Genomic DNA, 20,620 nt, shown 5'->3' on the forward strand with positions numbered 1-20,620 from the left:
AGCGTCGCGGGGCTGTTTCGTTAGGCAGATTGCCGCTTTCCTGACATGCGGCGGCGCAAAGCGCGGGCAGGCTGCTAGAGTTTCGTGCGCACCGACCACAGCTCGGGGAAAAAGCTGCGCTCCAATGCCTGGCGCAGATAGGCCACGCCGGCGCTGCCGCCGGTGCCCTGCCGCATGCCGATGATGCGTTCCACCGTCTTCATGTGGCGGAAGCGCCATTGCTGGAAGCTGTCTTCCACGTCCACCAGTTCCTCTGCCATCTCGTAGAGGTCGAAATGGGTCTCCGACTCGCGGTAGACGATCTGCCACAGGGCTTCGATGCGCGGATCGGCCTCATGCGGCTTGGTCACGTCGCGGTTCAGCACATCCTCGGGCACGGCCAGGCCACGGCGGGCCATCAGGCGCAGGGCTTCGTCATAGATGCTGGGTGACTCAAAAGCGGCCTGCAGGCGGGCGAAGATGTCGGCGCGATGCCGGTGAGGCTTCAGCATCAGCGCGTTCTTGGCGCCCAGCTTGAATTCGATCAGGCGGTATTGCCAGGACTGGAAACCGGAAGACGAACCCAGCACCGGGCGGAAGCGCAGGTAATCCGCCGGTGTCATGGTGGACAGCACATCCCATGCCTGTATCAGCTGCATCTGCACGCGCGAGACGCGCGAGAGGCATTTGAAGGACGGACCCAGTTCGTCGGCGCGGATATGCCGCATCGCCGTGTCGAGTTCGCGGTTCAGCAGCGTCATCCACAATTCCTGCACCTGATGGATGACAATGAACAGCAACTCGTCATGTTCGGCGGAAAGCGGTTGCTGGGCCGACAGCAGGGTATCGAGCTTCAGGTAGTCGCCATAGCTCATCCGGTCGGAGAAATCGGTCTGGATGCCGTCGGTGGTCATGGGCTTGCTCCGTAAATAATTTTAAGCTTAAAATATCACGCCCGGCACGGAAAGGGCGAAAAGCGGGATACCTGCCTTGCTCGACCTGAAATCCCATTTCAGCCGCTTCTTAAGCAGCGACCCGCTGCGGCTGCATTTCGCCGCCCACAGCCATCATCCCTGGCCCGATGTCAGCCGCGACGCCCACCAGCAGGCCTGGGATGATGCGGCCCGCCTGATCGATGGTAAATGGGAGCTGATCCTGGGCGAAGTGCTGCCCGTGGCGCAGCGGCATATCGGGCGGCGACTGGGCTTAAGCGACCCGACAAGTATCGTATTCGCGCCGAACACCCACGAGTTGCTGATGCGGCTGCTCTCCTGCTGCCCGGCGGACCGGCCGCTGCGGGTGCTGACCAGCGACAGCGAATTCCATTCCTTCAGCCGCCAGATCGCGCGGCTGGAGGAAGATGGTCTGGTGCAGGTGCAGCGCGTGGCGACCGAGCCGTTCGACAGCTTCGCAACGCGGTTCGCCGCCGTAGCCGGTTCCGGCTTCGACCTGATCTATCTCAGCCAGGTGTTCTTCAATTCCGGTTTCGCGGTCCTGGATCTGGACCGCATTGTTGCGGCAGCGGGCGATGCATTGCTGGCCGTGGACGGTTATCACGCCTTCATGGCGCGACCGGTGGACTGGTCGGCCTATCAGGGCCGCGCCTTCTATCTGGCTGGTGGCTACAAATACGCCATGGCGGGCGAGGGGGTCTGCTTCATGCATTGCCCGCCGGGCTGGGGCGCACGGCCGCGCGATACCGGCTGGTATGCTGCCTTTGGCGCATTAAGCAGCGCTGGCGATACGCGCGTGGCCTATGCGGAAAACGGCTGGCGCTTCATGGGCGCCACCTTCGATGCTTCCGGGCTGTATCGCTTCAATGCCGTGCAAGGCTGGCTGCAGGCGCAGGGCATCACGGTGGCCATGATCCATGATCATGCCTTGGCCTTGCAGCGGCATTTCATCGCCGGTCTGCCCAGGTTTCTGCCGCCCGAACGGCTGGTGGTGCCGCCAGCCAACCCGGCGCGCGGCAACTTCCTCACCTTCGATCTCGACGATGCCGAAGCGATGCATCGCCGGCTGACCGATGCCCATATCGTCACCGACCTGCGTGGCCGGCGCCTGCGCTTTGGCTTCGGCCTGCACCAGACCCTGGCCGACGTGGACGAACTGCTGCGGCGGCTTCAGAGTTTGTAGCCGGGATCCTTCGCATCCAGCATCCGCAGCAGGCCGGCCCAGGCCAGCCCGCTGACATCGATCTTCATGCCGCGCACCTGCGCTTTCACCACTTCCTGCACCGTTCCCGGTGGCAGATGCAGCGGCCGCCCGCCGGCCAGGGCACGCACCTGCGCCTGGCAGGCACGTTCCAGCAGATGGATGTTGAGAAAAGCCTGTGCCACGGTTTTGCCGCAGGCCAGCGTGCCATGGTTGCGCAGGATCATCAGGTTGTTCATGCCCAGATCCGCCACCAGCCGTTCGCGCTCGTCGAGATTCAGCGCGATGCCCTCGAAATCGTGGTAGCTGAGGTTGCTTAGCGCCACCATGGCGGTCTGGCTCAGAGGCAGCAGGCCCTCGGCCATGGCCGACACGGCGATGCCGTCGCCGGTATGCAGGTGCAGCACGCAGCCCACATCATGGCGCGCCGCATGCACGGCGGAATGAATGGTGAAGCCGGCCGGATTGATGATGCTGTCGGTGGGCGAGACGATGTTGCCGTCCAGATCCACCTTCACCAGCGAGGATGCCGTGATCTCATGGAACATCCAGCCATAGGGATTGATCAGGAAATGCTCCTCCGGGCCCGGCACGCGGGCTGAAATATGCGTGAAGATCAGATCGTCCCATCCGTAATGCGCCACCAGCCGGTAGGCGGCGGCCAGATCGACGCGGACCTGCCACTCCTCCTGACTCACTTGTGTACGAATAGTCTCGACGGATTTCAGGTTAGCGGCGGCTGGCGGCGTCATGTGGTCCTCCCGAAATTGTTATTTTGAATTTTAGTCTGGGGCAGGCGCGGTTTGGCGTCAAACACCTGTTTGTGCAGTGCGAACGAGGCGGCTGTGCGAAAAACATGCTTGCCGGCCGCCGTGTATACAGCCAATGATGCGGGTCCCAACGAAGTGATCCATATCATAAAAAGGCCGGTCCCGGCCGAAACACACCTTGGGAGGAAACGATGAACGAGCAGAACGATACCCGAATTGCGTCCAAGGCCGGCAAGATCGATTCCGGCAAGACTGGGCGCCGACAGTTCCTGCGCGGCGCCGGCCTGGCGGCTGGTGCGGCAGCGGCGACCGTGGCGATGCCGAATGTGTCGCGCGCCCAGACCGTGACGATGAAATACCAGTCCACCTGGCCGACGAAGGATATCTTCCACGAGATGGCCGCCGACTATGCCACCCGGGTCAACGAGATGTCGGGGGGCCGCCTGAAGCTGGAAGTTCTGGCTGCCGGTTCGGTGGTTCCGGCCTTCGGCATGCAGGATGCCGTGCATAGCGGCGTGCTGGATGCCGGCCACGGCGTCACCGCCTACTGGTATGGCAAGCACAAGGCCTTTTCGCTATTCGGCACCGTGCCGCCCTTCGGCTGGGATGCCAATGGCGTTCTGGCCTGGATGAACTACGGCGGCGGTTATCAGCTCTATAACGAACTGGTCCGCGACATCCTCAAGCTGAACATCGTGGGTTTCGTCTCCGGCCCGATGCCCTGCCAGCCGCTCGGCTGGTTCAAGCAGCAGGTCAAGACGGCGGACGACCTCAAGAACCTGAAATACCGCACGGTCGGCCTCTCGGCGGACGTGTTCAAGGAAATGGGTGCAGCGGTCACCATCGTTGCCGGCGGCGAAATCGTGCCGGCGATGGATCGTGGCCTGCTGGATGCGGCCGAATTCAACAATCCGTCATCCGACCGGGTGCTGGGCTTCCCGGATGTCTCCAAGGTCTACATGCTGCAGAGCTGGCACCAGTCGGCCGAGGCTTTCGAGATCATCTTCAACAAGGCGAAGTTCGACGCCCTGGCTGCCGAGCAGAAGGCAATCCTGAAATATGCCGCCGAGGCCGCCTCGTCGGACATGTCGTGGAAGGCGCTGGATCGCTATTCGAAGGATCTCGCCGAACTGCAGACCAAGGACAAGGTGAAGGTGTTCACCACGCCGCGTGCGGTGATGGACGCCCAGCTCAAAGCCTGGGATACGGTGTTGAAGGCGCAGAATCAGGAAGCTTTCTTCGCCAAGGTGATCAAGTCGCAGCTCGACTGGGTGCGTCGCACCGTGCGCTACGAACTGCTCAACACCCCGAACCGCCAGCTGGCCTATAACCACTTCTTCGGCCAGAAGAAGGGCTGATCGGGGGCAAGGCGTATAGCGGGAACCGTCGGGCAGCCGGCGGTTCCCGTTGTTTAAAAGGGTGGCGCAAAAAATCCGCATAAACATCGCGGCGGGGGCATATGGACAATCGATTGGTTTTCTGGATCGAGACGATCAATACCTGGGTCGGCAAGCTATTCGGCTGGTGCATCGTGCTGCTGACAATCGCCACCAGTTACGAAGTATTCGCCCGTTATGTTTTGAAGGCGCCGACGGAATGGGCTTTTGATGCGGCCTATATCCTGTACGGCACACTGTTCATGATGGCTGGTGCCTATACGCTGGCGCGCAACGGTCATGTGCGCGGCGACTGGATTTATCGCAACTGGCAGCCGCGCAGTCAGGCGAAGTCAGACTTGATCCTGTATTTCGTGTTCTTCTTCCCCGGAATCATCACGCTGCTATACACCGGCTGGGAATACGCGGCTTATTCATGGTCGGTGAAGGAACGCAGCCTGTTCACGCCGGCCGGCCCGATCATCTATCCCTTCAAGACGGTGATCCCGATTGCCGGTGCGCTGCTGATCCTTCAGGGTATTGCCGAGGTGATGCGCTGTATCTACTGCATAAAACACGGCAAATGGCCGCCCCGTCTGGGCGATGTGGAGGAGCTTGAGCAGGTTCTGCAGAAGCAGTACGGCACCGAAGCCGGGGAAGGCGGCAAATGACCGATCCCCAGGTTGGCATTCTGATGCTGGTGGTGTTTCTGTTCGCCATCGGCCTCGGCTTCCCCATCGCGTTCACCCTCATGGCCATCGGCGTCGGCTTCGGCTATTACGCCATGGGCAACCACATCTTTGAACTGTTCGTGCAGCGTACCTTCAGTGTCATGGCCAATGACGTGCTGATCTCGGTGCCGCTGTTCCTGTTCATGGGCTATATCGTCGAGCGCGCCAATATCCTCGACCGATTATTCCTGAGTATAGAACTGGCGGCGAAAAACCTGCCCGGCTCGCTGGCGGTCGCCACTCTGATCACCTGCGCCTTGTTTGCCACCGCCACCGGCATCGTCGGTGCGGTGGTGACGCTGATGAGCCTGCTGGCCCTGCCGGCCATGCTGCGCGCGGGTTACGATCCCAAGCTGGCGGCCGGCGTGGTCTGCGCCGGCGGCTGCCTGGGCATCCTCATTCCGCCCAGCGTGCTGCTGATCCTCTATGGCGCCACGGCCGGCGTGTCGGTGGTCAAGCTCTATGCCGGCGCTTTCCTGCCCGGCCTGCTGCTGGCCGGGCTGTACCTGGCCTATGTGGTCGGCCGCGCCGTCATTAACCCCTCGGTGGCGCCCAAACCGCCGAAGGAAATCCTGGATGTGCCATTCTCCAAGGTCATCTGGGCACTGGCCACCTCGTTCCTGCCATTGGCGGCCCTGATCGTCACCGTGCTGGGCGCCATCCTGTTCGGCCTGGCCACGCCGACCGAGGCGGCGGCCGTGGGTGCGGCGGGTTCGGTGGTGCTGGCAATCGCCTATCGCAGCTTCAGTCTCGCCAAGCTGACCGAGTCCGTCTACCTGACGGCGCGCTCCTCGGCGATGGTCTGCTGGCTGTTCGTCGGCTCGGCCACCTTTTCGGCAGTGTTTGCCTATCTGAATGGTCATGAAGTGGTGAAGGACCTGATCGACTATCTCGATCTGTCCGGAACGCAGTTCATGATCCTCGCCCAGTTCATTATCTTCCTGCTGGGCTGGCCGCTGGAATGGACCGAGATCATCGTGATCTTCGTGCCGATCTTCCTGCCGCTGCTGCAGCATTACGGCGTGGATCCGCTGTTCTTCGGCATCCTGGTGGCGCTGAACCTGCAGACCTCGTTCCTGACCCCACCGGTGGCGATGGCGGCCTTCTATTGCAAGGGCGTGGCGCCGAAGAGCCTGTCGATCGAGCAGATCTTCAAGGGCATCTATCCCTTCGTGGGCATGGTGCTGATCGCCATGGTGCTGCTCTACATGTTCCCTGATATCGCCCTGTGGCTGCCGGACGCATTGTATGGCGGCGGCGCGGAAAGTGGTGCTGGCGCCATTCCGGCCGATGGGTTGCCGCCCCTCGACGAGGGTGGCAGTGCCTCCACCCTGTTTGATGCGCCGGGCGAAGGTGCTGAATCCGATGCCGTGCCCGAGCCAGCCGAGGATGAGGAAGAAGTACCGCTGCCCGACGAAGACTGAGCCGGCAGGCAACAAAAAAGGGCCGGGAATTCCCGGCCCTTTTATTTTGAAGTGACGTACAGATCAGGCGGCGTAGAAAGCCTTGCCCTGGTCGGCCATGTCGCGCAGCAGCTTCGGCGGCGTGAAGCGGGCGCCGTATTTCTGCGCCAGCGTATCGCATTCGGCAACGAAAGGCTTCACGCCCACGCTGTCGATATTGCTGACCGTGCCGCCGCGAGACGGCGGGAAGCCCCAGCCCATGATCGAGCCCACATCGGCGTCACGCACGTCGATCACGACCTTCTCTTCCAGGCAGCGGGCGGTCTCGACCGACTGGATGTAGACCAGCCGCTTGATCACGTCCTGCACGTCGGGCTGTTCGGCCTTGACCGGAAAATGCTTGGCCAAGTCGGCCCACAGCCGCTTCTTGCCGTCGGCCGGATAATCGTAGAAGCCCTTGCCGGCCTTCTTGCCGATACGGCCGAGCTTCTCGACCATGGTCTGCAACACCGGTTCCGAACCGTCCGACTTGTAGGCGTCGCCCAGGTCTTTCTTGGTCTGGGCGCGAACCCGGTGCATCAGCTCCAGCGAGACCTCGTCGGCCAGCGCCAGCGGACCGACCGGCATGCCGGCCATCTTGCCGGCATTCTCGATGATCGCCGGTGCCACACCCTCGGCCAGCATGGTCAGGCCCTCGGTGACATAGGTGGCGAAGACGCGGCTGGTGTAGAAGCCGCGGCTGTCGTTCACCACGATCGGCGTTTTGCGGATCTTCTTCACGAAGTCCATGGCCCGCGCCAGCGTTTCGTCCGAGGTCTGCTTGCCGCGGATGATCTCCACCAGCGGCATCTTGTCGACGGGCGAGAAGAAATGCAGACCGATGAAATTAGCCGGGCGGGCGCTGGCCTCGGCCAGACCGGTGATCGGCAGGGTCGAAGTGTTGGAGGCAAAGATCGCCGTCGGTTCCAACTGGGCCTCGGCCTTCTTGGTCACGTCGGCCTTGATCGTGCGATCCTCGAACACGGCTTCGATCACCAGCTCGCAGCCCTTGAGGTCGTCGTAGGACGTCGTGGCCTTGATCAGGCCAAGCTGCTTCTCCTTATCGGCTTCGCTGGCTTTCTTTGCTTTCACGCGCTTGTCGAGCAGGCCGGCGGAATAGGCTTTGCCCTTCTCGGCGGCTTCCTGGGTGCTGTCCAGCAGCACCACCTGCAGGCCGGCCGAAGAGGCGGCCCAGGCGATACCCGCGCCCATCATGCCGGCGCCCAGGATGCCCACCTTGGTATAGGTCTGGGTGGGCACGCCCTTGGGCCGGTTGGCCAGCTTGTTGGCCTCGCCGATCGAGAAGAACAGCGAGCGGATCATGTTGCGCGCTTCCTTCGACTGGGTGCAGGCGACGAAATAGCGGCTTTCGATCTTCAGACCGGTGTCGATATCCACCAGCATGCCCTCGTAGACGCAGGACATGATGTACTGCGCGTTGGGGTAATTCCCCATGGTCTTGGCGCGCAGCATGGCATTGCCGGCGGTGAAGACCTGGGCACCCTTCGGCGTATTGGCGGCTTCCGGCACGCGGAAGCCCTTCTGGTCCCAGGGCTTCACATGGCCGGTCTGGCCCTCGCCCAGAATCCAGGCCTTGGCGCGGATCAGCAGCTCGCCCGGCGCCACCACCTCGTCGACCATGCCCAGGGCCAGCGCGGCCTTGGGATCGACCTTTTTGCTCTCCAGGATCATCGGCAGGGCCTTGGACACGCCGATCATGCGCGGCAGGCGCTGGGTGCCGCCGGCGCCGGGCAGCAGCCCGATGCTGGCTTCCGGCAGGCCGATCAGGGCCTTGGGATTGTCGGCGGCGATGCGGCGGTGGCAGGCGAGGCAGATTTCATAACCGCCGCCCAGAGCCGTGCCATTGATGGCGGCCACGAAGGGTTTGCCGGCCTTCTCGATGTCGCGGAACAGCTTCTGCAGGGCGAAGCTGTTCTGCAGTGCCTTGGCGGCGTCCTTCGACTCCTTAAGCAGGTTCACCAGGTCGGCGCCGGCGACGAAGTCGTTCTTCGCCGAGGTGACGATCACGCCTTTCACGGCCTTGTCCTGGATGGCCTTGTAGACGGCCTCGCGGAAGGCGCCGAGGCTTTCGTTGTTCATCACGTTCATCGGCCGGTCGGCGATGTTCCAGACGATAGCGGCAACGCCATCGCCGTCGATGCTGTAGTCGATCATTGTTTCGTCCCTGAATTAACGTGTTGGCGCTCAGACGCGCTCGATGATGGTGGCGATGCCCATGCCGGCGCCGACGCAGAGCGTGACCAGGGCGGTATTCTTGTCGCTGCGTTCCAGCTCGTCGACCATGGTGCCCAGGATCATCGCGCCGGTGGCGCCGAGCGGGTGGCCCAGCGCGATGGCGCCGCCATTCACGTTGATCTTGTCATGCGGAATGTTCAGTACCTGCATGAAGCGCAGCACCACCGAGGCGAAAGCCTCGTTCAGTTCCCACAGGTCGATATCCGACGGCTTCATGCCGGCGATCTTCAGCGCCTTCTCGGCGGCAAAGGACGGACCAGTCAGCATGATGGTGGGTTCGGAGCCGACCGAGGTGAAGGCGCGGATGCGGGCGCGCGGCTTCAGGCCGGCCTTGCGGCCGCCTTCGGCATTGCCGATCAGCACGGCGGCGGCGCCGTCCACGATACCCGAGGAATTGCCGGCATGGTGCACATGCTCGATGCGCTCCACGTCGGGGTAACGCTGCATCGCCACCGAGTCGAAGCCAAACTGCTCGCCCATCATCGTGAACGAGGGCTCCAGCGAAGCCAGCGACTGCATGGTGGTTTCCGGACGCAGGTGTTCGTCGCGGTCCAGCACGGTCAGGCCATTGATGTCCTTCACCGGGATGATCGATTTCTTGAAGCGGCCTTCATCCCAGGAACGCTTGGCCCGCTTCTGGCTTTCCACCGCATAGGAATCCACGTCGGCGCGGCTCATGCCGTATTTCGTGGCGATCAGGTCGGCCGAGATGCCCTGGGGCACGAAATAGGTCGGCATCGCTACCGCCGGGTCTGTGGCCCAGGCGCCGCCGTCGGAGCCCATCGGAATGCGGCTCATGCTCTCCACGCCGCCGCCGATCGCCATGTCGGCCTGGCCCGACAGAACCTTGGCCGCGGCCATGTTGCAGGCTTCCAGGCCCGAGGCGCAGAAGCGGTTGATCTGCACGCCGGCGACGGTCTCGGCATAATTCGCCTGGATCACGGCGACGCGGGCGATATCGGCGCCCTGTTCGCCCACCGGCGCCACGCAGCCCAGCACCACGTCGTCGACCAGGCTGGTATCCAGTTCATTGCGGTCGCGCACCGATTCCAGCACCGTGGTCGCCAGGCGCATCGGAGTGACTTCATGCAGGGCGCCGCTGGCGCGGCCCTTGCCGCGCGGCGTGCGCACGGCGTCATAAACGAAGGCTTCGGTCATTTTTCTCTCCCTAGTGATTATGCGGTTGCGCCGGGTTCCCGGATTTCAGAGCGTGCGGCTGATCAGTTCCTTCATGATTTCGTTGGTGCCGCCATAGATGCGCTGCACGCGGGCATCGGCATAGGCGCGGGTGATCGGGTATTCCCACATGAAGCCATAGCCGCCGAACAGCTGCAGGCAGCGGTCGAGGATCTTGCACTGCAGGTCGCTGCACCAGTATTTCGCCATCGCGGCGGTGGCGACGTCGAGCTTGTGCTCGGCCACCATCTCGATGCATTTGTCGACGAAGACACGGGCGATCTGCGTCTCGGTCTTCATCTCGGCCAGCTCGAACTTGGTGTTCTGGAAATCCAGCACCGACTTGCCGAAAGCCTTGCGCTCGCGGGTGTAATCCACCGTCCATTTCAGCGCGGCCTCGCAGCCGGCCACGGCCATGATCGCAATCTGCAGGCGTTCCCAGGCCAGTTCCTGCATCAGGTAGAAGAAACCCTGGCCCTCACCGCCCAGCATGTTCTCCGGCGGCACACGCACATCGGCGAAGAACAGCTCGGAAGTGTCCTGCGCCTTCATGCCCAGCTTGTCGAGGTTGCGGCCCTTGGTGAAGCCCTCGCGGCCGGCTTCCACCAGGAACAGCGTGGTGCCCTTGGCGCCCTGCTTGGGATCGGTCTTGGTCACCACGATCACCAGGTCGGCATTCTGGCCGTTGGTGATGAAGGTTTTCTGGCCGTTGATGACGTATTCGTTGCCGTCCTTGATCGCCGTGGTTTTCACCGCCTGCAGGTCAGAGCCGCCGCTCGGCTCGGTCATGGCGATGGCGCCGATCACCTCGCCCGAGGCCATCTTGGGCAGCCACTTCTTCTTCTGCTCTTCCGAGCCATAGGCGAGGATGTAGGGCGCGACGATGTCGGAATGCAGCGAGAAGCCCGGGCCGGTGCAGCCGGTATAGGCCTGCTCTTCCATCAGGATGGCCGAATACAGGCGGTCGACGCCCGAGCCGCCATATTGTTCCGGCATGGTGGCGCAAAGGAAACCATTCTCGCCGGCCTTGCGCCACACGTCCTTCGGCACCACGCCGTCTTCTTCCCATTTGGCGTGATGCGGGACGACTTCGCGCTCGAAGAACTTGCGCGCTGCCTCGCGGAACATCTGGTGGTCTTCAGTGTAGATGCTGCGCGGGATGCCGTATTCGGTCATTCTCTTTGTTTCCTCTCTAGACGTGCCATGCCCTGCATGGCCTTGATGATCAGAAATTGGCGGCTTTCAGCATCATGGTGCTTTCCGCGCCGGCCTGGATCTTGGCGAGCTGGGCCGCTGTGTCGGGCAGCATGCGCTCCATGAAGAAGCGTGCCGTGACCAGCTTGGTCTCGTAGAAGTCCTTGTCCGCGGCGCCTTCGGCCAGCTTCTGCTTGGCGACCTCGGCCATTTTCGCCCACATGAAGCCCAGCGCGACCAGGGCGAACATGTTGAGGTAATCCCACGAGGCGGCGCCGGCTTCGTCCGGGTTCTTCAGGCCGCGTTCGCTGATGACGGCGGTGGCGGTCTGCAGACGGGCGAAGGCTTTCGCCAGCGGCATCACGTAATCCTTGCCGATCGCCGGGCTCATCATCTTTTCCTCGATGAAGGCCGAGACCGGGTGGAAGAAGCGGCGCGCCAGCCGGCCGATGCCGGTCGGCAGCTTGCGGCCGACCAGGTCCAGTGCCTGGATGCCGTTGGCGCCCTCGTAGATCATGGCGATACGGGCATCACGCACGAACTGCTCCATGCCCCATTCGGCGATATAGCCATGGCCGCCATAGACCTGCTGGGCCATGGTGCAGCACTGGTAGCCGAAGTCGGTCATGTAGGCCTTCACCATCGGCGTGAGGAAGGCGACCAGATCGTCAGCTTCCTGGCGGCGTTCGGCGTCGGGATGCTTGGCGGCGACGTCCAGTTCAAGACCGGTCCACAGTGCCAGCGCGCGGCTGCCCTCGACGAAAGCCTTGATGGTCAGCAGCATGCGCCGGATATCGGGATGCACGATGATCGGATCGGCCGGCTTTTCAGGCGCCTTGGTGCCGGTGATCGAGCGGCCCTGCAGGCGGTCATTGGCATAGGTGAGCGCGTTCTGGTAGGCGACTTCGGCCTGCGACAGACCCTGCACACCGACGCCCAGGCGGGCGGCGTTCATCATCACGAACATCGCCTGCATGCCCTTGTGCTTCTGGCCGACCAGCCAGCCCCTGGCATTGTCGTAGTTCAGCACGCAGGTCGAATTGCCGTGGATGCCCATCTTGTGCTCGATCGAGCCGCAGGACACGCCATTGCGCGCGCCCAGCGAGCCATCCGGATTGACCAGGAATTTCGGCACCAGGAACAGGCTGACGCCCTTGATGCCCTCCGGACCGCCGGGAATCTTGGCCAGCACCAGATGGATGATGTTCTCGGCCATGTCATGCTCGCCGGCCGAGATGAATATCTTGGTGCCGGTGATCAGGTAGCTGCCGTCATCCTGCGGTTCGGCCTTGGTGCGCATCAGGCCGAGATCCGTGCCGCAATGCGGCTCGGTCAGGTTCATGGTGCCGGTCCATTTGCCCGACGCCATGTTCGGCAGATACGTGTTCTTCTGTTCTTCCGAACCGTGCCGCAGCAGAGCCTCGTAGGCGCCATGGGTCAGGCCGGGATACATAGCGAATGCCATGTTGGCCGAGGACTGGATTTCCGCCATGGCGATGCCCAGCACATGGGGCAGGCCCTGGCCGCCATACTTCTCCTCGGCGGTCAGCGCGCCCCAGCCGGCCTCGCAATACTGCTGGTAGGCTTCCTTGAAGCCGGTCGGCGTGGTGACCACGCCGTTATCCCACTTGCAGCCTTCTAGGTCGCCGACGCGGTTCAGCGGCGCGGTGACCTCGCTCATGAACTTGCCGCCTTCTTCCAGCACGGCGTCGACGACGTCGCGGCTGGCATCGGTGAAGCCCAGCAGGTTGCTCATCTTTTCCATCTGCAGCACATCGTGCAGCACGAACTGGAAGTCCTTGATCGGGGCGGTATAGCTCGGCATGGCCTGTCTCCCTCAATTCTCTGCTTTGGGGCGCTGCTTAATTGCGCAGCGGCTTGCCCTTGGTGAGCATGTGTTCGATGCGGTCCAGCGTGGCACTGGTCTTGATCAGTGTCATGAAGTTCTCGCGTTCAAGCTCGAGCAGTTTTTTCTCGGTGATCACCTCGGTGATGTCGGTCTTGCCGCCAGAGACCACGTTGGCCAGAGCACCCGACACGACCACGTCGTGCTTGGTGGCCTTGCCCTGCTGGAAGAAACCTTCCACGGCCAGGCTCATCGCCGCCTTGGCGCTGGGGCCCGGCAGGCTGATTTCCACCGGCACCGGCGGCTTGTAGTCCTTGGCCAGTTCCAGTGCCTTCGCCTTGGCATCGGCCAGCAGGCGGCGGCGGTTCATGGTGATGCCGTCGCTGTCGCGCAGGATCAGCATGTCGCGCGCTTCCATGGCCGAGGTCGCCACCTTGGCGGTTGAGATCGCCTCAAACACCTGGGCCAGCGCCGGCATCGGGCCGCCGGGGCGCCGCTTGTTGGTGATCGCGCGGGTGACCAGCTCTTTGCAGCCGCCCCAGCCCGGAATCACGCCGACGCCCACTTCCACCAGACCCATGTAGCTTTCGGCATGGGCCTGGATGGCCGAGGAATGCATCGCCAGCTCGCAGCCGCCGCCCAGCGCCATGCCGCCCACGGCGGCGACGATGGGGAAGGGCGCGTATTTCAGCTTCATATAGGCATCCTGGCCTTCCTGGATGCCCTGCTCGATGGCCGGCCACATCGCGATATTGGCCTGGAACAGCGCGATGCCCACATTGGCACCGACCGAGAAGTTGTCGGAATCGCTGCCGATGATCAGGGCCTTGAAGCCTTTCTTGTCGATCTTGCCGGCTTCCTTGACCATCGCGATGATGTCGGCATCCACCGAATTCATCTTGGTGTGCAGTTCCAGGCAGGCGACGCCATCGCCCACGTCCCAGATGCTGGCGCCCTTGTTCGACAGGATCGGTTGCTTGCCGCGCTTCATGTCGGCCAGCGTCCAGGCATCAGGCGCCACCACGATCTCGGCGTAATCGCCCTTCGGCGTCAGGCGATAGGCCTTGCCGTTCTCTTCCTTGTAGAAGGGGCGGCCGGCGGCGACCTCCACCATCTTCGGCACCGGCATGCCGGATGCCTTCAGCTTCTCGGCGAACCATTGCGTGCCAAGCTGGTCGATCTGCTGGTAGGGGCCGTATTTCCAGGCATAGCCGGTCTTCATCGCGGTATCGACCGCGGCGATGTCGTCGACGATCTCGGGCACCAGATCGGCGGCATAGCTCAGCACGCGGCTGAGCACGCCCCAGGCATACTGGCCGCCCTTGTCGTCATGCTCGACCAGGGCGCGCAGGCCCTTCTTCGCACCTTTGGCGGAAGCGAGATTGGCGCGTTGCAGCGGGCGGTATTCGCCGGTCTTCAGATCCAGCACTTCCTTGCCGCGGGCACGGTAGAAACCGCCCTTGCCCTTGCGACCGGTATAGCCGTCCTTGATCATCTTCTGCATCAGCGCGTTCAGCGGGTGATCCGCCTTGTAGAACTGGTGCAGGGCATCGGTCTTGGGCAGGGTCTTGAGCATCGAGCCGACCACATAGGGGCCAAGATCGATGCCGGTCAGGTCGGCCAGGCCGAAGATGCCGGTCTTGGGCACGCCCATCGGCCTGCCGACGATGCTGTCGGCCTCTTCCACGGTCAGGCCCAGGTCATAGGCCAGCGCGGTGGCCACGGTGGACCAGTAGATGCCGATGCGGTTGGCGATGAAGCCCGGACGGTCCTTGCAGTCCACCACTTCCTTGCCCAGCTTCACGTCGCCGAAGCGGCGCAGCGCCTCGATGGCGTCGGGCCGGGTCTTGGGGCCCTTCACCAGCTCGAACAGGCGCATGTAGCGCGGCGGGTTGAAGAAGTGGGTGACGGCGAAATCCTGGGCAAAGCTCTCGGGCAGGCCCTCGGTCAGCAGATCGAGCGGGATCGTCGAGGTATTCGAGGTGACGATCGAGCCTTTCTTGCGCTTCTGCTCCAGCGTGGCATAGAGCTTCCGCTTCAGCTCGACATTCTCGATGATCGCCTCGCAGATCCAGTCCACGTCGGCTAGCTTGTCGAGGTCGTCTTCCAGGTTGCCCGGCGTGACCAGCTTGGCGACACGCGGATGCATGAACGGCGCCGGTTTGGTCTTCAGCATCTTCTCAATGGCGCCCTTGGCCAGCGCGCTGCGGTCATTGGCGCCAGCCGGCACGATATCCAGCAGCACCACGGGGATGCCGGCATTGGCGACATGGGCTGCGATGCCGGAACCCATCACGCCGGCGCCGATCACGGCGACTTTCTTGATCTCGCTCATGGTCAGGTGACTCCGGCGCTTACACGGCTTCCAGAACGGTGGCGATGCCCTGGCCGCCGCCGATGCACTGGGTGGCCAGTGCGAACTGCTTGCCTTCGCGCTTCAGCAGCGATGCAGCCTTGCCGGTGATGCGGGCGCCGGTGGCGCCCATCGGATGGCCCAGGGCAATGGCGCCGCCATCCAGGTTCACCTTGCTCATGTCGTAATTGGCCTGTTTCACGCAGGCCAGCGCCTGAGCGGCGAAAGCCTCGTTCAGTTCAACGATATCGATGTCCTTCAGCGACAGGCCGGCGCGCTTCAGCGCCTTCTCGGTCGCCGGCACCGGGCCGATGCCCATCAGTTCCGGCGCGCAGCCGGCCACGGCGATCGACTTGATGCGGGCCAGCGGCTTCAGGCCATGGGCCTTGGCGAAATCTTCCGAGCAGACCAGCGTAGCCGAGGCGCCGTCGGTCAGCGGCGATGACGTGCCGGCGGTGACGGTGCCAGCGGCGTCGAAGGCCGGGTTCAGGCCGGCAAGGCCTTCGGCCGAGGTATCCGGGCGGATGCAGCCATCCAGCTCGACGCGGTTGTTGCCGTCCACGATGGCGACGATCTCATCCTTCAGCTTGCCGGCCTTCTGGGCCGCGGCGGCCTTGGCATGGCTTTCAACGGCCATCTGTTCCTGCGCCCTGCGATCAATGCCGTATTTCTTGGCCAGGTTCTCGGCGGTGACGCCCATCGAGACATAGGCCTGCGGATAATCCTGCAGCAGCTTGGGATTCGGCAGCGTGTTGAAGCCGCCCATCGGCACGCGGGTCATGCTTTCCACGCCAGCGCAGATAAATGCCTCGCCGGCATTCATCTGGATGGCGCCGGCGGCCTGGTGGATACCCTGCATGGACGAGCCGCAGAAGCGGTTCACTGTGGTGGCGGCGGCATCCTGCGGAATGCCGGCCAGGAAGCTGATCAGGCGGGCGACGTTCAGGCCCTGCTCGCCTTCGGGGAAGGCGCAGCCGACGATCACGTCCTCGATGGCCTTCGGATCGATGCCGGTGCGCTCGACCAGCGCCTTGACCACCTGGGCGGTCAGATCGTCAGGGCGAACCTTGGTGAGGGCACCCTTGCGGGCCAGCGTGAAGGGCGAGCGGGCGTAGCCGGCAATCACCACGTTGCGCATGACGATGTCTCCTTGAAGTGCGGACGGACTTTATCTGGTTGTCGAAAGATCCCGGGGAGTCTTCTGGGAAGGCCTCCGGGGAAACGGTATTACGATGGTTATTCCGCGACGCTGGCCAGTTCGCCGTGGGTCTGCACGAATTCCTTCAGCGTCACCGGCTGGCGGTCGCGCTCGCGGGCCTTGAGGAATTCTTCCATGGTGCGGATGTCGTGCTTGAGTTCCAGCACCGCGGCCTCGATGTCGCGACGCTGCTGCTCCAGGGCGCCCAGGCGGTCGCGCGAACGCTTGAGCGTCAGGCGGAGCTGTTCCAGCTGGCCGTCGCCCAGGTCGTAGAGGTCGATCATTTCTCGGATTTCGGCCAGGCTGAAGCCCAGTCGCTTGCCGCGCAGGATCAGCTGCAGGCGGGCGCGGTCGCGCTTGGTATAGACCCGCATCATGCCCTGGCGGGACGGATGCAGCAGGCCCTTGTCCTCATAAAAACGAATCGCGCGGGCCGTCACTTTGAATTCGTGGGCCAGATCGGTGATCGTGAAGGTCTTCTCCGACACGGAATGCCTCCCATTGGGCTTGTTTTTGTGAGTCGGCAGGGAGTCTTAGTTTACGTTTACGTAAACGTCAAATGGAATCGTGCATCCCAGCCGGGTTGATGAAATTTTACTGGTAAACCGGTATTTTTAGTATATTCTAACGGCAACCCAACCGGGAGGAAACAGCAATGTCCGACAATCGGATTCAGCCGGGTGAACGACTCCGGACTTACGCGGAATTCTGGCCCTTTTACCTGCGCGAGCATGCCAAGCCGGTCACCCGGGCCTGGCATTATCTGGGCACCAGCATCGGCCTGGCCTGCCTGATCACGGCGATTGTCACCGGCAACCTGTACTGGCTGCTGGCCGGCCTGGTCTCGGGCTATGGTCCGGCCTGGATCGGCCATTTCTTCTTTGAGAAGAACAAGCCGGCCAGCTTCCGCTACCCGCTCTGGTCCTTCATCTCCGATTTCCGCATGTATTTCGCCTTCCTCGGCGGCTCGCTGGGGCGCGAACTGGCCAAGGCTGGGGTTGTGGCGCCTCCCGCGGCTGCCGCGCCAGCTCAACAGTAGCGGGGCAGGGCCAGACGGCTCCGGGCGGAAACGCACTGGTCACGAAATCGCAACGGTTGACGTGCCAATTTAACAATCGATGATGGCCGCATGGCCTGCCTGCCGTGGTGGGGTGCCCCGGCAGAACAGTCGCGTTTCGGGATTCACCAGCAATTATGCAGATCTATCTCCCCATTGCCGAGCTGTCCGTCAGCGTATGGCTGCTGCTCGGATTGGGTGGGGCGGTGGGCTATCTCTCGGGCCTGTTCGGCGTCGGCGGCGGATTCCTGCTTACACCTCTGCTGATCTTCATCGGCGTGCCGCCGCCGGTGGCGGTGGCCACCTCGGCCAACCAGGTGGTGGCGGCCAGCGTCTCGGCCGTCTATGCCCATTGGCGCAAGAACAATGTCGATTTCAAGATGGGCACGGTGCTGCTGGTCGGCGGCCTGATCGGTTCCAGCTTCGGCGCCTACCTGTTCAGCCTGCTCAAGCGCATCGGCCAGCTCGACGCGGTGATCGCCCTGTCCTACGTGCTGATCCTCGGCCTGATCGGCAGCCTGATGCTGACCGAAAGCATCCGTGCCCTGCGCAACAAACCCGCCAATGGTCAGCCTTTGCGCCGTCGCAAGCGGCTGCATGACCATCCGGTGATCCGCGCGCTGCCGTTCAAGATGCGGTTCCGCAAGTCGCAGCTTTACATTAGCGCGCTGATGCCGCTCAGCCTTGGCGTGCTGGTCGGCATCCTGGCTGCGATCATGGGTGTGGGTGCGGGCTTTCTGCTAGTGCCGGCGATGATCTATCTGCTGGGCATGCCGACGGCTGTGGTGGTTGGCACGTCGCTGTTCCAGATCATCTTCGTCACCGCCAATGTCACCATGCTGCATGCCATCACCACCCAGACAGTGGATGTGACGCTGGCGCTGCTGTTGCTGGTCGGCTCGGTGATCGGCGCGCAATACGGCGTGCGTCATGGCGCGCATCTGCGCGGCGAGCAGGTGCGTGGCCTGCTGGCGGCATTGGTGCTGATCGTGGCGATTGCGCTGGCTTTCGAACTGGTGCTGACGCCCGACGATCTCTATTTCCTGGAAAGCGGCCCGCGATGATGCGTCTGGCCGCGATATGTCTGCTGTTTCCGGCCCTGCTTGCGGTTTTCGGCGGCGAAGCCCAGGCTCAGGCTGCCCGCAACGCGCCGCGCGGACCGGTGCCTGCCGATGCGCCGCTGATCACCGACCTGTCCTCGCATCTGATCGCCATCACCTCCAGCTTCACCGGCACGGAACTGCTGCTGTTCGGCGCCATCGACGAGCCGGGCGAGGTGATCGTGGTGGTGCGTGGCCCGACCTCGACCTCGGTGGTGCGGCGCAAACGCCAGACGCTCGGCCTGTGGCTGACGCGCCGGTCGGAAAGCTTCGATGGCGTGCCGGCTTATTACGCCGTCGCCAGCACCCGGCCGCTGGCCGAAATCGCGCCGCCCAGCCTGCTGCAACGCCTGCAGATCGGCGCGAATGCCCTGCGGTTCCGCTATATCGGCAAACGCAATCCCGACGATGTGAATGAGTTCCGCGCCGCCATCGTGCGGCAGAAAACCCGCGAGGGGTTGTATCAGGACAATACCGGTGCCGTGGATTTCCTGGGCCCCAAGCTGTTCCGCACCGCGATCAGTTTTCCCGCCACCGTGCCGGTCGGCACGTACCAGACCGAAATCTATCTGGTGCGCGACGACCGCATCGTCGCGGCGCAATCCACGCCTCTGTTCATCGACAAGCAGGGCATCGAACAGGAAGTCTATGATTTCTCGCGCCATGAGCCAGCGGTCTATGGTCTGGTTGCCGTGCTGCTGGCGGTGTTTGCCGGCTGGTTGGCCGCCGTCGCCTTCCGACGCGGCTAGGGAATATCTGAGCCGCTTCCGACCTGCCGCGACTTGTGTCAATCTGTAGGCAGACCATTTTGGAAGAGTGACGCGTCATGGACAAGGATACGCTTGAGCAGACCCGGCTCACGCTGCGCCGCTTCGTTCGCGAACGGCTGGTTCCCCTGGAAAAACAGGTTGCCGACGATGACAAGGTACCCGACGAGATCCGTCGCGGCTTTGCAGAGATGGGCCTGTTCGGCATCTCGATCCCCGAGGAATACGGCGGTCTCGGCCTCGATCTGGCCGAGGAAGTCGAACTCATCTTCGAGATGGGCTGGACCTCGCCTGCCTTCCGCAGCATGTTCGGCAGCAATGTCGGCATCGGCAGCCAGGGCATCCTGATCGACGGCACGCCCGAGCAGAAGGAAACATGGCTGCCCAGGCTCGCCAGCGGTGAGGTGATCGCCTCATTCGCGCTCACCGAACCCGATGCCGGTTCGGATGCTGCCAGCCTGCGCACCCGTGCCGAACGCCAGGGCGATCATTACGTGATCAACGGCGTCAAGCGCTATATCACCAACGCGCCCCATGCCGGCATCTTCACCCTGATGGCGCGCACCGATCCGAATAACAAAGGCGCCGGCGGCATCACGGCCTTCATCGTCGAGGCCAATTCGCCGGGCCTGAGTATCGGCAAGCCCGACAAGAAGATGGGCCAGCGCGGCGCCCATACCGCCGATGTGGTTTTTGACAATGTGAAAGTGCCGGTCGCCAACGTGATCGGCGGCAAGGAAGGGCAGGGCTTCAAGACCGCGATGAAGGTGCTGGATCGCGGCCGCCTGCACATCGCGGCCCTTTGCGTTGGTGCCGCCGAACGCCTGATCCATGAATCCGTGGCCTATGCGCGTGAACGCAAGCAGTTCGGCCAGCCGATCGCCGAATTCCAGCTTGTGCAGGCGATGCTGGCCGACAGCCGGACCGAGGCGTATGCGGCCCGTTGCATGATCCGCGAGGCCGCCGGCCGTTATGCCGCAGGCGAGAATGTCTCAATGGAGGCGTCCTGCTGCAAATATTACGCGTCCGAGATGGTGGGGCGCGTGGCCGACCGCGCGGTGCAGATCCATGGCGGTGCCGGCTATATGCAGGAATACGCGGTCGAACGCTTTTATCGCGATGTGCGACTGTTCCGCCTCTATGAAGGCACCAGCCAGATCCAGCAGATCGTCATCGCCCGGCAGATGCTGCGCCAGGCCGAAGCCGGGATCGAGGGCTGAG

General features: G+C 63.1%; 17 protein-coding genes. 8 read left to right on the forward strand and 9 right to left on the reverse strand.

Annotation, left to right across the window (positions count from 1 at the left end; genetic code table 11):
* Positions 1 to 74: 74 nt before the first annotated feature.
* Positions 75 to 893 carry a tryptophan 2,3-dioxygenase gene (kynA, locus tag ACE3OO_RS12465; protein ID WP_374303330.1) on the reverse strand — a complete coding sequence of 273 codons (819 nt, stop codon included), beginning with the start codon at positions 891 to 893 and terminating at the stop codon, positions 75 to 77.
* Positions 894 to 969: 76 nt separating this feature from the next.
* Here kynA and ACE3OO_RS12470 point away from each other — a divergent pair, with 76 nt between their 5' ends.
* Positions 970 to 2,115, forward strand: a complete 1,146-nt coding sequence (locus ACE3OO_RS12470) for an aminotransferase class V-fold PLP-dependent enzyme (protein WP_374303332.1) — start codon at positions 970 to 972, stop codon at positions 2,113 to 2,115.
* On the opposite strand, the gene ACE3OO_RS12475 is transcribed toward ACE3OO_RS12470, so the two are convergent.
* Entirely contained in the window at positions 2,103 to 2,885 is a 783-nt protein-coding gene (locus ACE3OO_RS12475; RefSeq protein ID WP_374303334.1) for a class II aldolase/adducin family protein, read from the reverse strand. The two genes, ACE3OO_RS12470 and ACE3OO_RS12475, sit on opposite strands and share 13 nt — an antisense overlap.
* Before the next feature lie 209 nt (positions 2,886 to 3,094).
* Between ACE3OO_RS12475 and ACE3OO_RS12480 the strand changes: the two genes are divergently transcribed.
* The 3 genes from ACE3OO_RS12480 to ACE3OO_RS12490 all read left to right on the forward strand — a co-directional run bounded on the left by ACE3OO_RS12480 (position 3,095) and on the right by ACE3OO_RS12490 (position 6,434).
* Entirely contained in the window at positions 3,095 to 4,261 is a 1,167-nt protein-coding gene (locus tag ACE3OO_RS12480) for a TRAP transporter substrate-binding protein (RefSeq protein WP_374303336.1), read from the forward strand.
* Between the two features lie 101 nt (positions 4,262 to 4,362).
* Positions 4,363 to 4,950: a TRAP transporter small permease subunit gene (locus ACE3OO_RS12485; protein ID WP_374303338.1), complete on the forward strand. Its 588-nt coding sequence runs from the start codon at positions 4,363 to 4,365 to the stop codon at positions 4,948 to 4,950.
* Entirely contained in the window at positions 4,947 to 6,434 is a 1,488-nt protein-coding gene (locus ACE3OO_RS12490; RefSeq protein WP_374303340.1) for a TRAP transporter large permease subunit, read from the forward strand. The genes ACE3OO_RS12485 and ACE3OO_RS12490 overlap by 4 nt, the downstream gene beginning before the upstream one ends.
* A 63-nt stretch (positions 6,435 to 6,497) precedes the next feature.
* Here ACE3OO_RS12490 and ACE3OO_RS12495 read toward each other — a convergent pair whose 3' ends face one another.
* From ACE3OO_RS12495 to ACE3OO_RS12525, 7 genes are all read right to left on the reverse strand, one after another.
* The gene (locus ACE3OO_RS12495) at positions 6,498 to 8,627 is read right to left on the reverse strand and encodes a 3-hydroxyacyl-CoA dehydrogenase NAD-binding domain-containing protein (protein ID WP_374303342.1); all 2,130 of its coding nucleotides are present in this window, start codon (positions 8,625 to 8,627) and stop codon (positions 6,498 to 6,500) included.
* A gap of 30 nt (positions 8,628 to 8,657) precedes the next feature.
* Positions 8,658 to 9,866: an acetyl-CoA C-acetyltransferase gene (locus ACE3OO_RS12500; RefSeq protein ID WP_374303344.1), complete on the reverse strand. Its 1,209-nt coding sequence runs from the start codon at positions 9,864 to 9,866 to the stop codon at positions 8,658 to 8,660.
* A gap of 45 nt (positions 9,867 to 9,911) precedes the next feature.
* Positions 9,912 to 11,060 (reverse strand): acyl-CoA dehydrogenase family protein, encoded by a 1,149-nt coding sequence (locus ACE3OO_RS12505; protein ID WP_374303346.1) that lies wholly within the window; start codon positions 11,058 to 11,060, stop codon positions 9,912 to 9,914.
* A gap of 49 nt (positions 11,061 to 11,109) precedes the next feature.
* A complete protein-coding gene (locus ACE3OO_RS12510) occupies positions 11,110 to 12,903 on the reverse strand; it encodes an acyl-CoA dehydrogenase C-terminal domain-containing protein (protein ID WP_374303348.1) in 1,794 nt (597 codons plus the stop codon).
* A 37-nt stretch (positions 12,904 to 12,940) separates the two neighbouring features.
* Positions 12,941 to 15,259: a 3-hydroxyacyl-CoA dehydrogenase/enoyl-CoA hydratase family protein gene (locus ACE3OO_RS12515; protein ID WP_374303350.1), complete on the reverse strand. Its 2,319-nt coding sequence runs from the start codon at positions 15,257 to 15,259 to the stop codon at positions 12,941 to 12,943.
* A 19-nt stretch (positions 15,260 to 15,278) separates the two neighbouring features.
* Positions 15,279 to 16,415 carry an acetyl-CoA C-acyltransferase gene (locus ACE3OO_RS12520; RefSeq protein ID WP_374303352.1) on the reverse strand — a complete coding sequence of 379 codons (1,137 nt, stop codon included), beginning with the start codon at positions 16,413 to 16,415 and terminating at the stop codon, positions 15,279 to 15,281.
* Positions 16,416 to 16,513: 98 nt separating this feature from the next.
* Positions 16,514 to 16,963: a MerR family DNA-binding transcriptional regulator gene (locus tag ACE3OO_RS12525; protein WP_374303354.1), complete on the reverse strand. Its 450-nt coding sequence runs from the start codon at positions 16,961 to 16,963 to the stop codon at positions 16,514 to 16,516.
* A 167-nt stretch (positions 16,964 to 17,130) separates the two neighbouring features.
* Here ACE3OO_RS12525 and ACE3OO_RS12530 point away from each other — a divergent pair, with 167 nt between their 5' ends.
* The 4 genes from ACE3OO_RS12530 to ACE3OO_RS12545 all read left to right on the forward strand — a co-directional run bounded on the left by ACE3OO_RS12530 (position 17,131) and on the right by ACE3OO_RS12545 (position 20,619).
* Positions 17,131 to 17,514 carry an Mpo1-like protein gene (locus tag ACE3OO_RS12530; protein ID WP_374303356.1) on the forward strand — a complete coding sequence of 128 codons (384 nt, stop codon included), beginning with the start codon at positions 17,131 to 17,133 and terminating at the stop codon, positions 17,512 to 17,514.
* Positions 17,515 to 17,669: 155 nt separating this feature from the next.
* Positions 17,670 to 18,596, forward strand: coding sequence for a sulfite exporter TauE/SafE family protein (locus ACE3OO_RS12535; RefSeq protein WP_374303358.1), 927 nt, complete (start codon positions 17,670 to 17,672; stop codon positions 18,594 to 18,596).
* Positions 18,593 to 19,381: a TIGR02186 family protein gene (locus ACE3OO_RS12540; protein WP_374303360.1), complete on the forward strand. Its 789-nt coding sequence runs from the start codon at positions 18,593 to 18,595 to the stop codon at positions 19,379 to 19,381. Before ACE3OO_RS12535 ends, ACE3OO_RS12540 begins: the two co-directional genes overlap by 4 nt.
* A 77-nt stretch (positions 19,382 to 19,458) precedes the next feature.
* Positions 19,459 to 20,619, forward strand: a complete 1,161-nt coding sequence (locus ACE3OO_RS12545) for an acyl-CoA dehydrogenase family protein (protein WP_374303362.1) — start codon at positions 19,459 to 19,461, stop codon at positions 20,617 to 20,619.
* The last annotated feature ends 1 nt before the right edge of the window (position 20,620 follow it).

The organism is Ferrovibrio sp. (assembly GCF_041906005.1).
GTDB lineage: Bacteria > Pseudomonadota > Alphaproteobacteria > Ferrovibrionales > Ferrovibrionaceae > Ferrovibrio.

What these genes read in the sequence shown, in the direction of transcription:
- kynA (WP_374303330.1), bottom strand. Translation starts at nt 893, where the DNA reads ATGACCACCGACGGCATCCAGACCGATTTCTCCGACCGGATGAGCTAT.
- ACE3OO_RS12475 (WP_374303334.1), bottom strand. Translation starts at nt 2,885, where the DNA reads ATGACGCCGCCAGCCGCCGCTAACCTGAAATCCGTCGAGACTATTCGT.
- ACE3OO_RS12480 (WP_374303336.1), top strand. Translation starts at nt 3,095, where the DNA reads ATGAACGAGCAGAACGATACCCGAATTGCGTCCAAGGCCGGCAAGATC.
- ACE3OO_RS12485 (WP_374303338.1), top strand. Translation starts at nt 4,363, where the DNA reads ATGGACAATCGATTGGTTTTCTGGATCGAGACGATCAATACCTGGGTC.
- ACE3OO_RS12490 (WP_374303340.1), top strand. Translation starts at nt 4,947, where the DNA reads ATGACCGATCCCCAGGTTGGCATTCTGATGCTGGTGGTGTTTCTGTTC.
- ACE3OO_RS12495 (WP_374303342.1), bottom strand. Translation starts at nt 8,627, where the DNA reads ATGATCGACTACAGCATCGACGGCGATGGCGTTGCCGCTATCGTCTGG.
- ACE3OO_RS12500 (WP_374303344.1), bottom strand. Translation starts at nt 9,866, where the DNA reads ATGACCGAAGCCTTCGTTTATGACGCCGTGCGCACGCCGCGCGGCAAG.
- ACE3OO_RS12505 (WP_374303346.1), bottom strand. Translation starts at nt 11,060, where the DNA reads ATGACCGAATACGGCATCCCGCGCAGCATCTACACTGAAGACCACCAG.
- ACE3OO_RS12510 (WP_374303348.1), bottom strand. Translation starts at nt 12,903, where the DNA reads ATGCCGAGCTATACCGCCCCGATCAAGGACTTCCAGTTCGTGCTGCAC.
- ACE3OO_RS12515 (WP_374303350.1), bottom strand. Translation starts at nt 15,259, where the DNA reads ATGAGCGAGATCAAGAAAGTCGCCGTGATCGGCGCCGGCGTGATGGGT.
- ACE3OO_RS12520 (WP_374303352.1), bottom strand. Translation starts at nt 16,415, where the DNA reads ATGCGCAACGTGGTGATTGCCGGCTACGCCCGCTCGCCCTTCACGCTG.
- ACE3OO_RS12530 (WP_374303356.1), top strand. Translation starts at nt 17,131, where the DNA reads ATGTCCGACAATCGGATTCAGCCGGGTGAACGACTCCGGACTTACGCG.
- ACE3OO_RS12535 (WP_374303358.1), top strand. Translation starts at nt 17,670, where the DNA reads ATGCAGATCTATCTCCCCATTGCCGAGCTGTCCGTCAGCGTATGGCTG.
- ACE3OO_RS12540 (WP_374303360.1), top strand. Translation starts at nt 18,593, where the DNA reads ATGATGCGTCTGGCCGCGATATGTCTGCTGTTTCCGGCCCTGCTTGCG.
- ACE3OO_RS12545 (WP_374303362.1), top strand. Translation starts at nt 19,459, where the DNA reads ATGGACAAGGATACGCTTGAGCAGACCCGGCTCACGCTGCGCCGCTTC.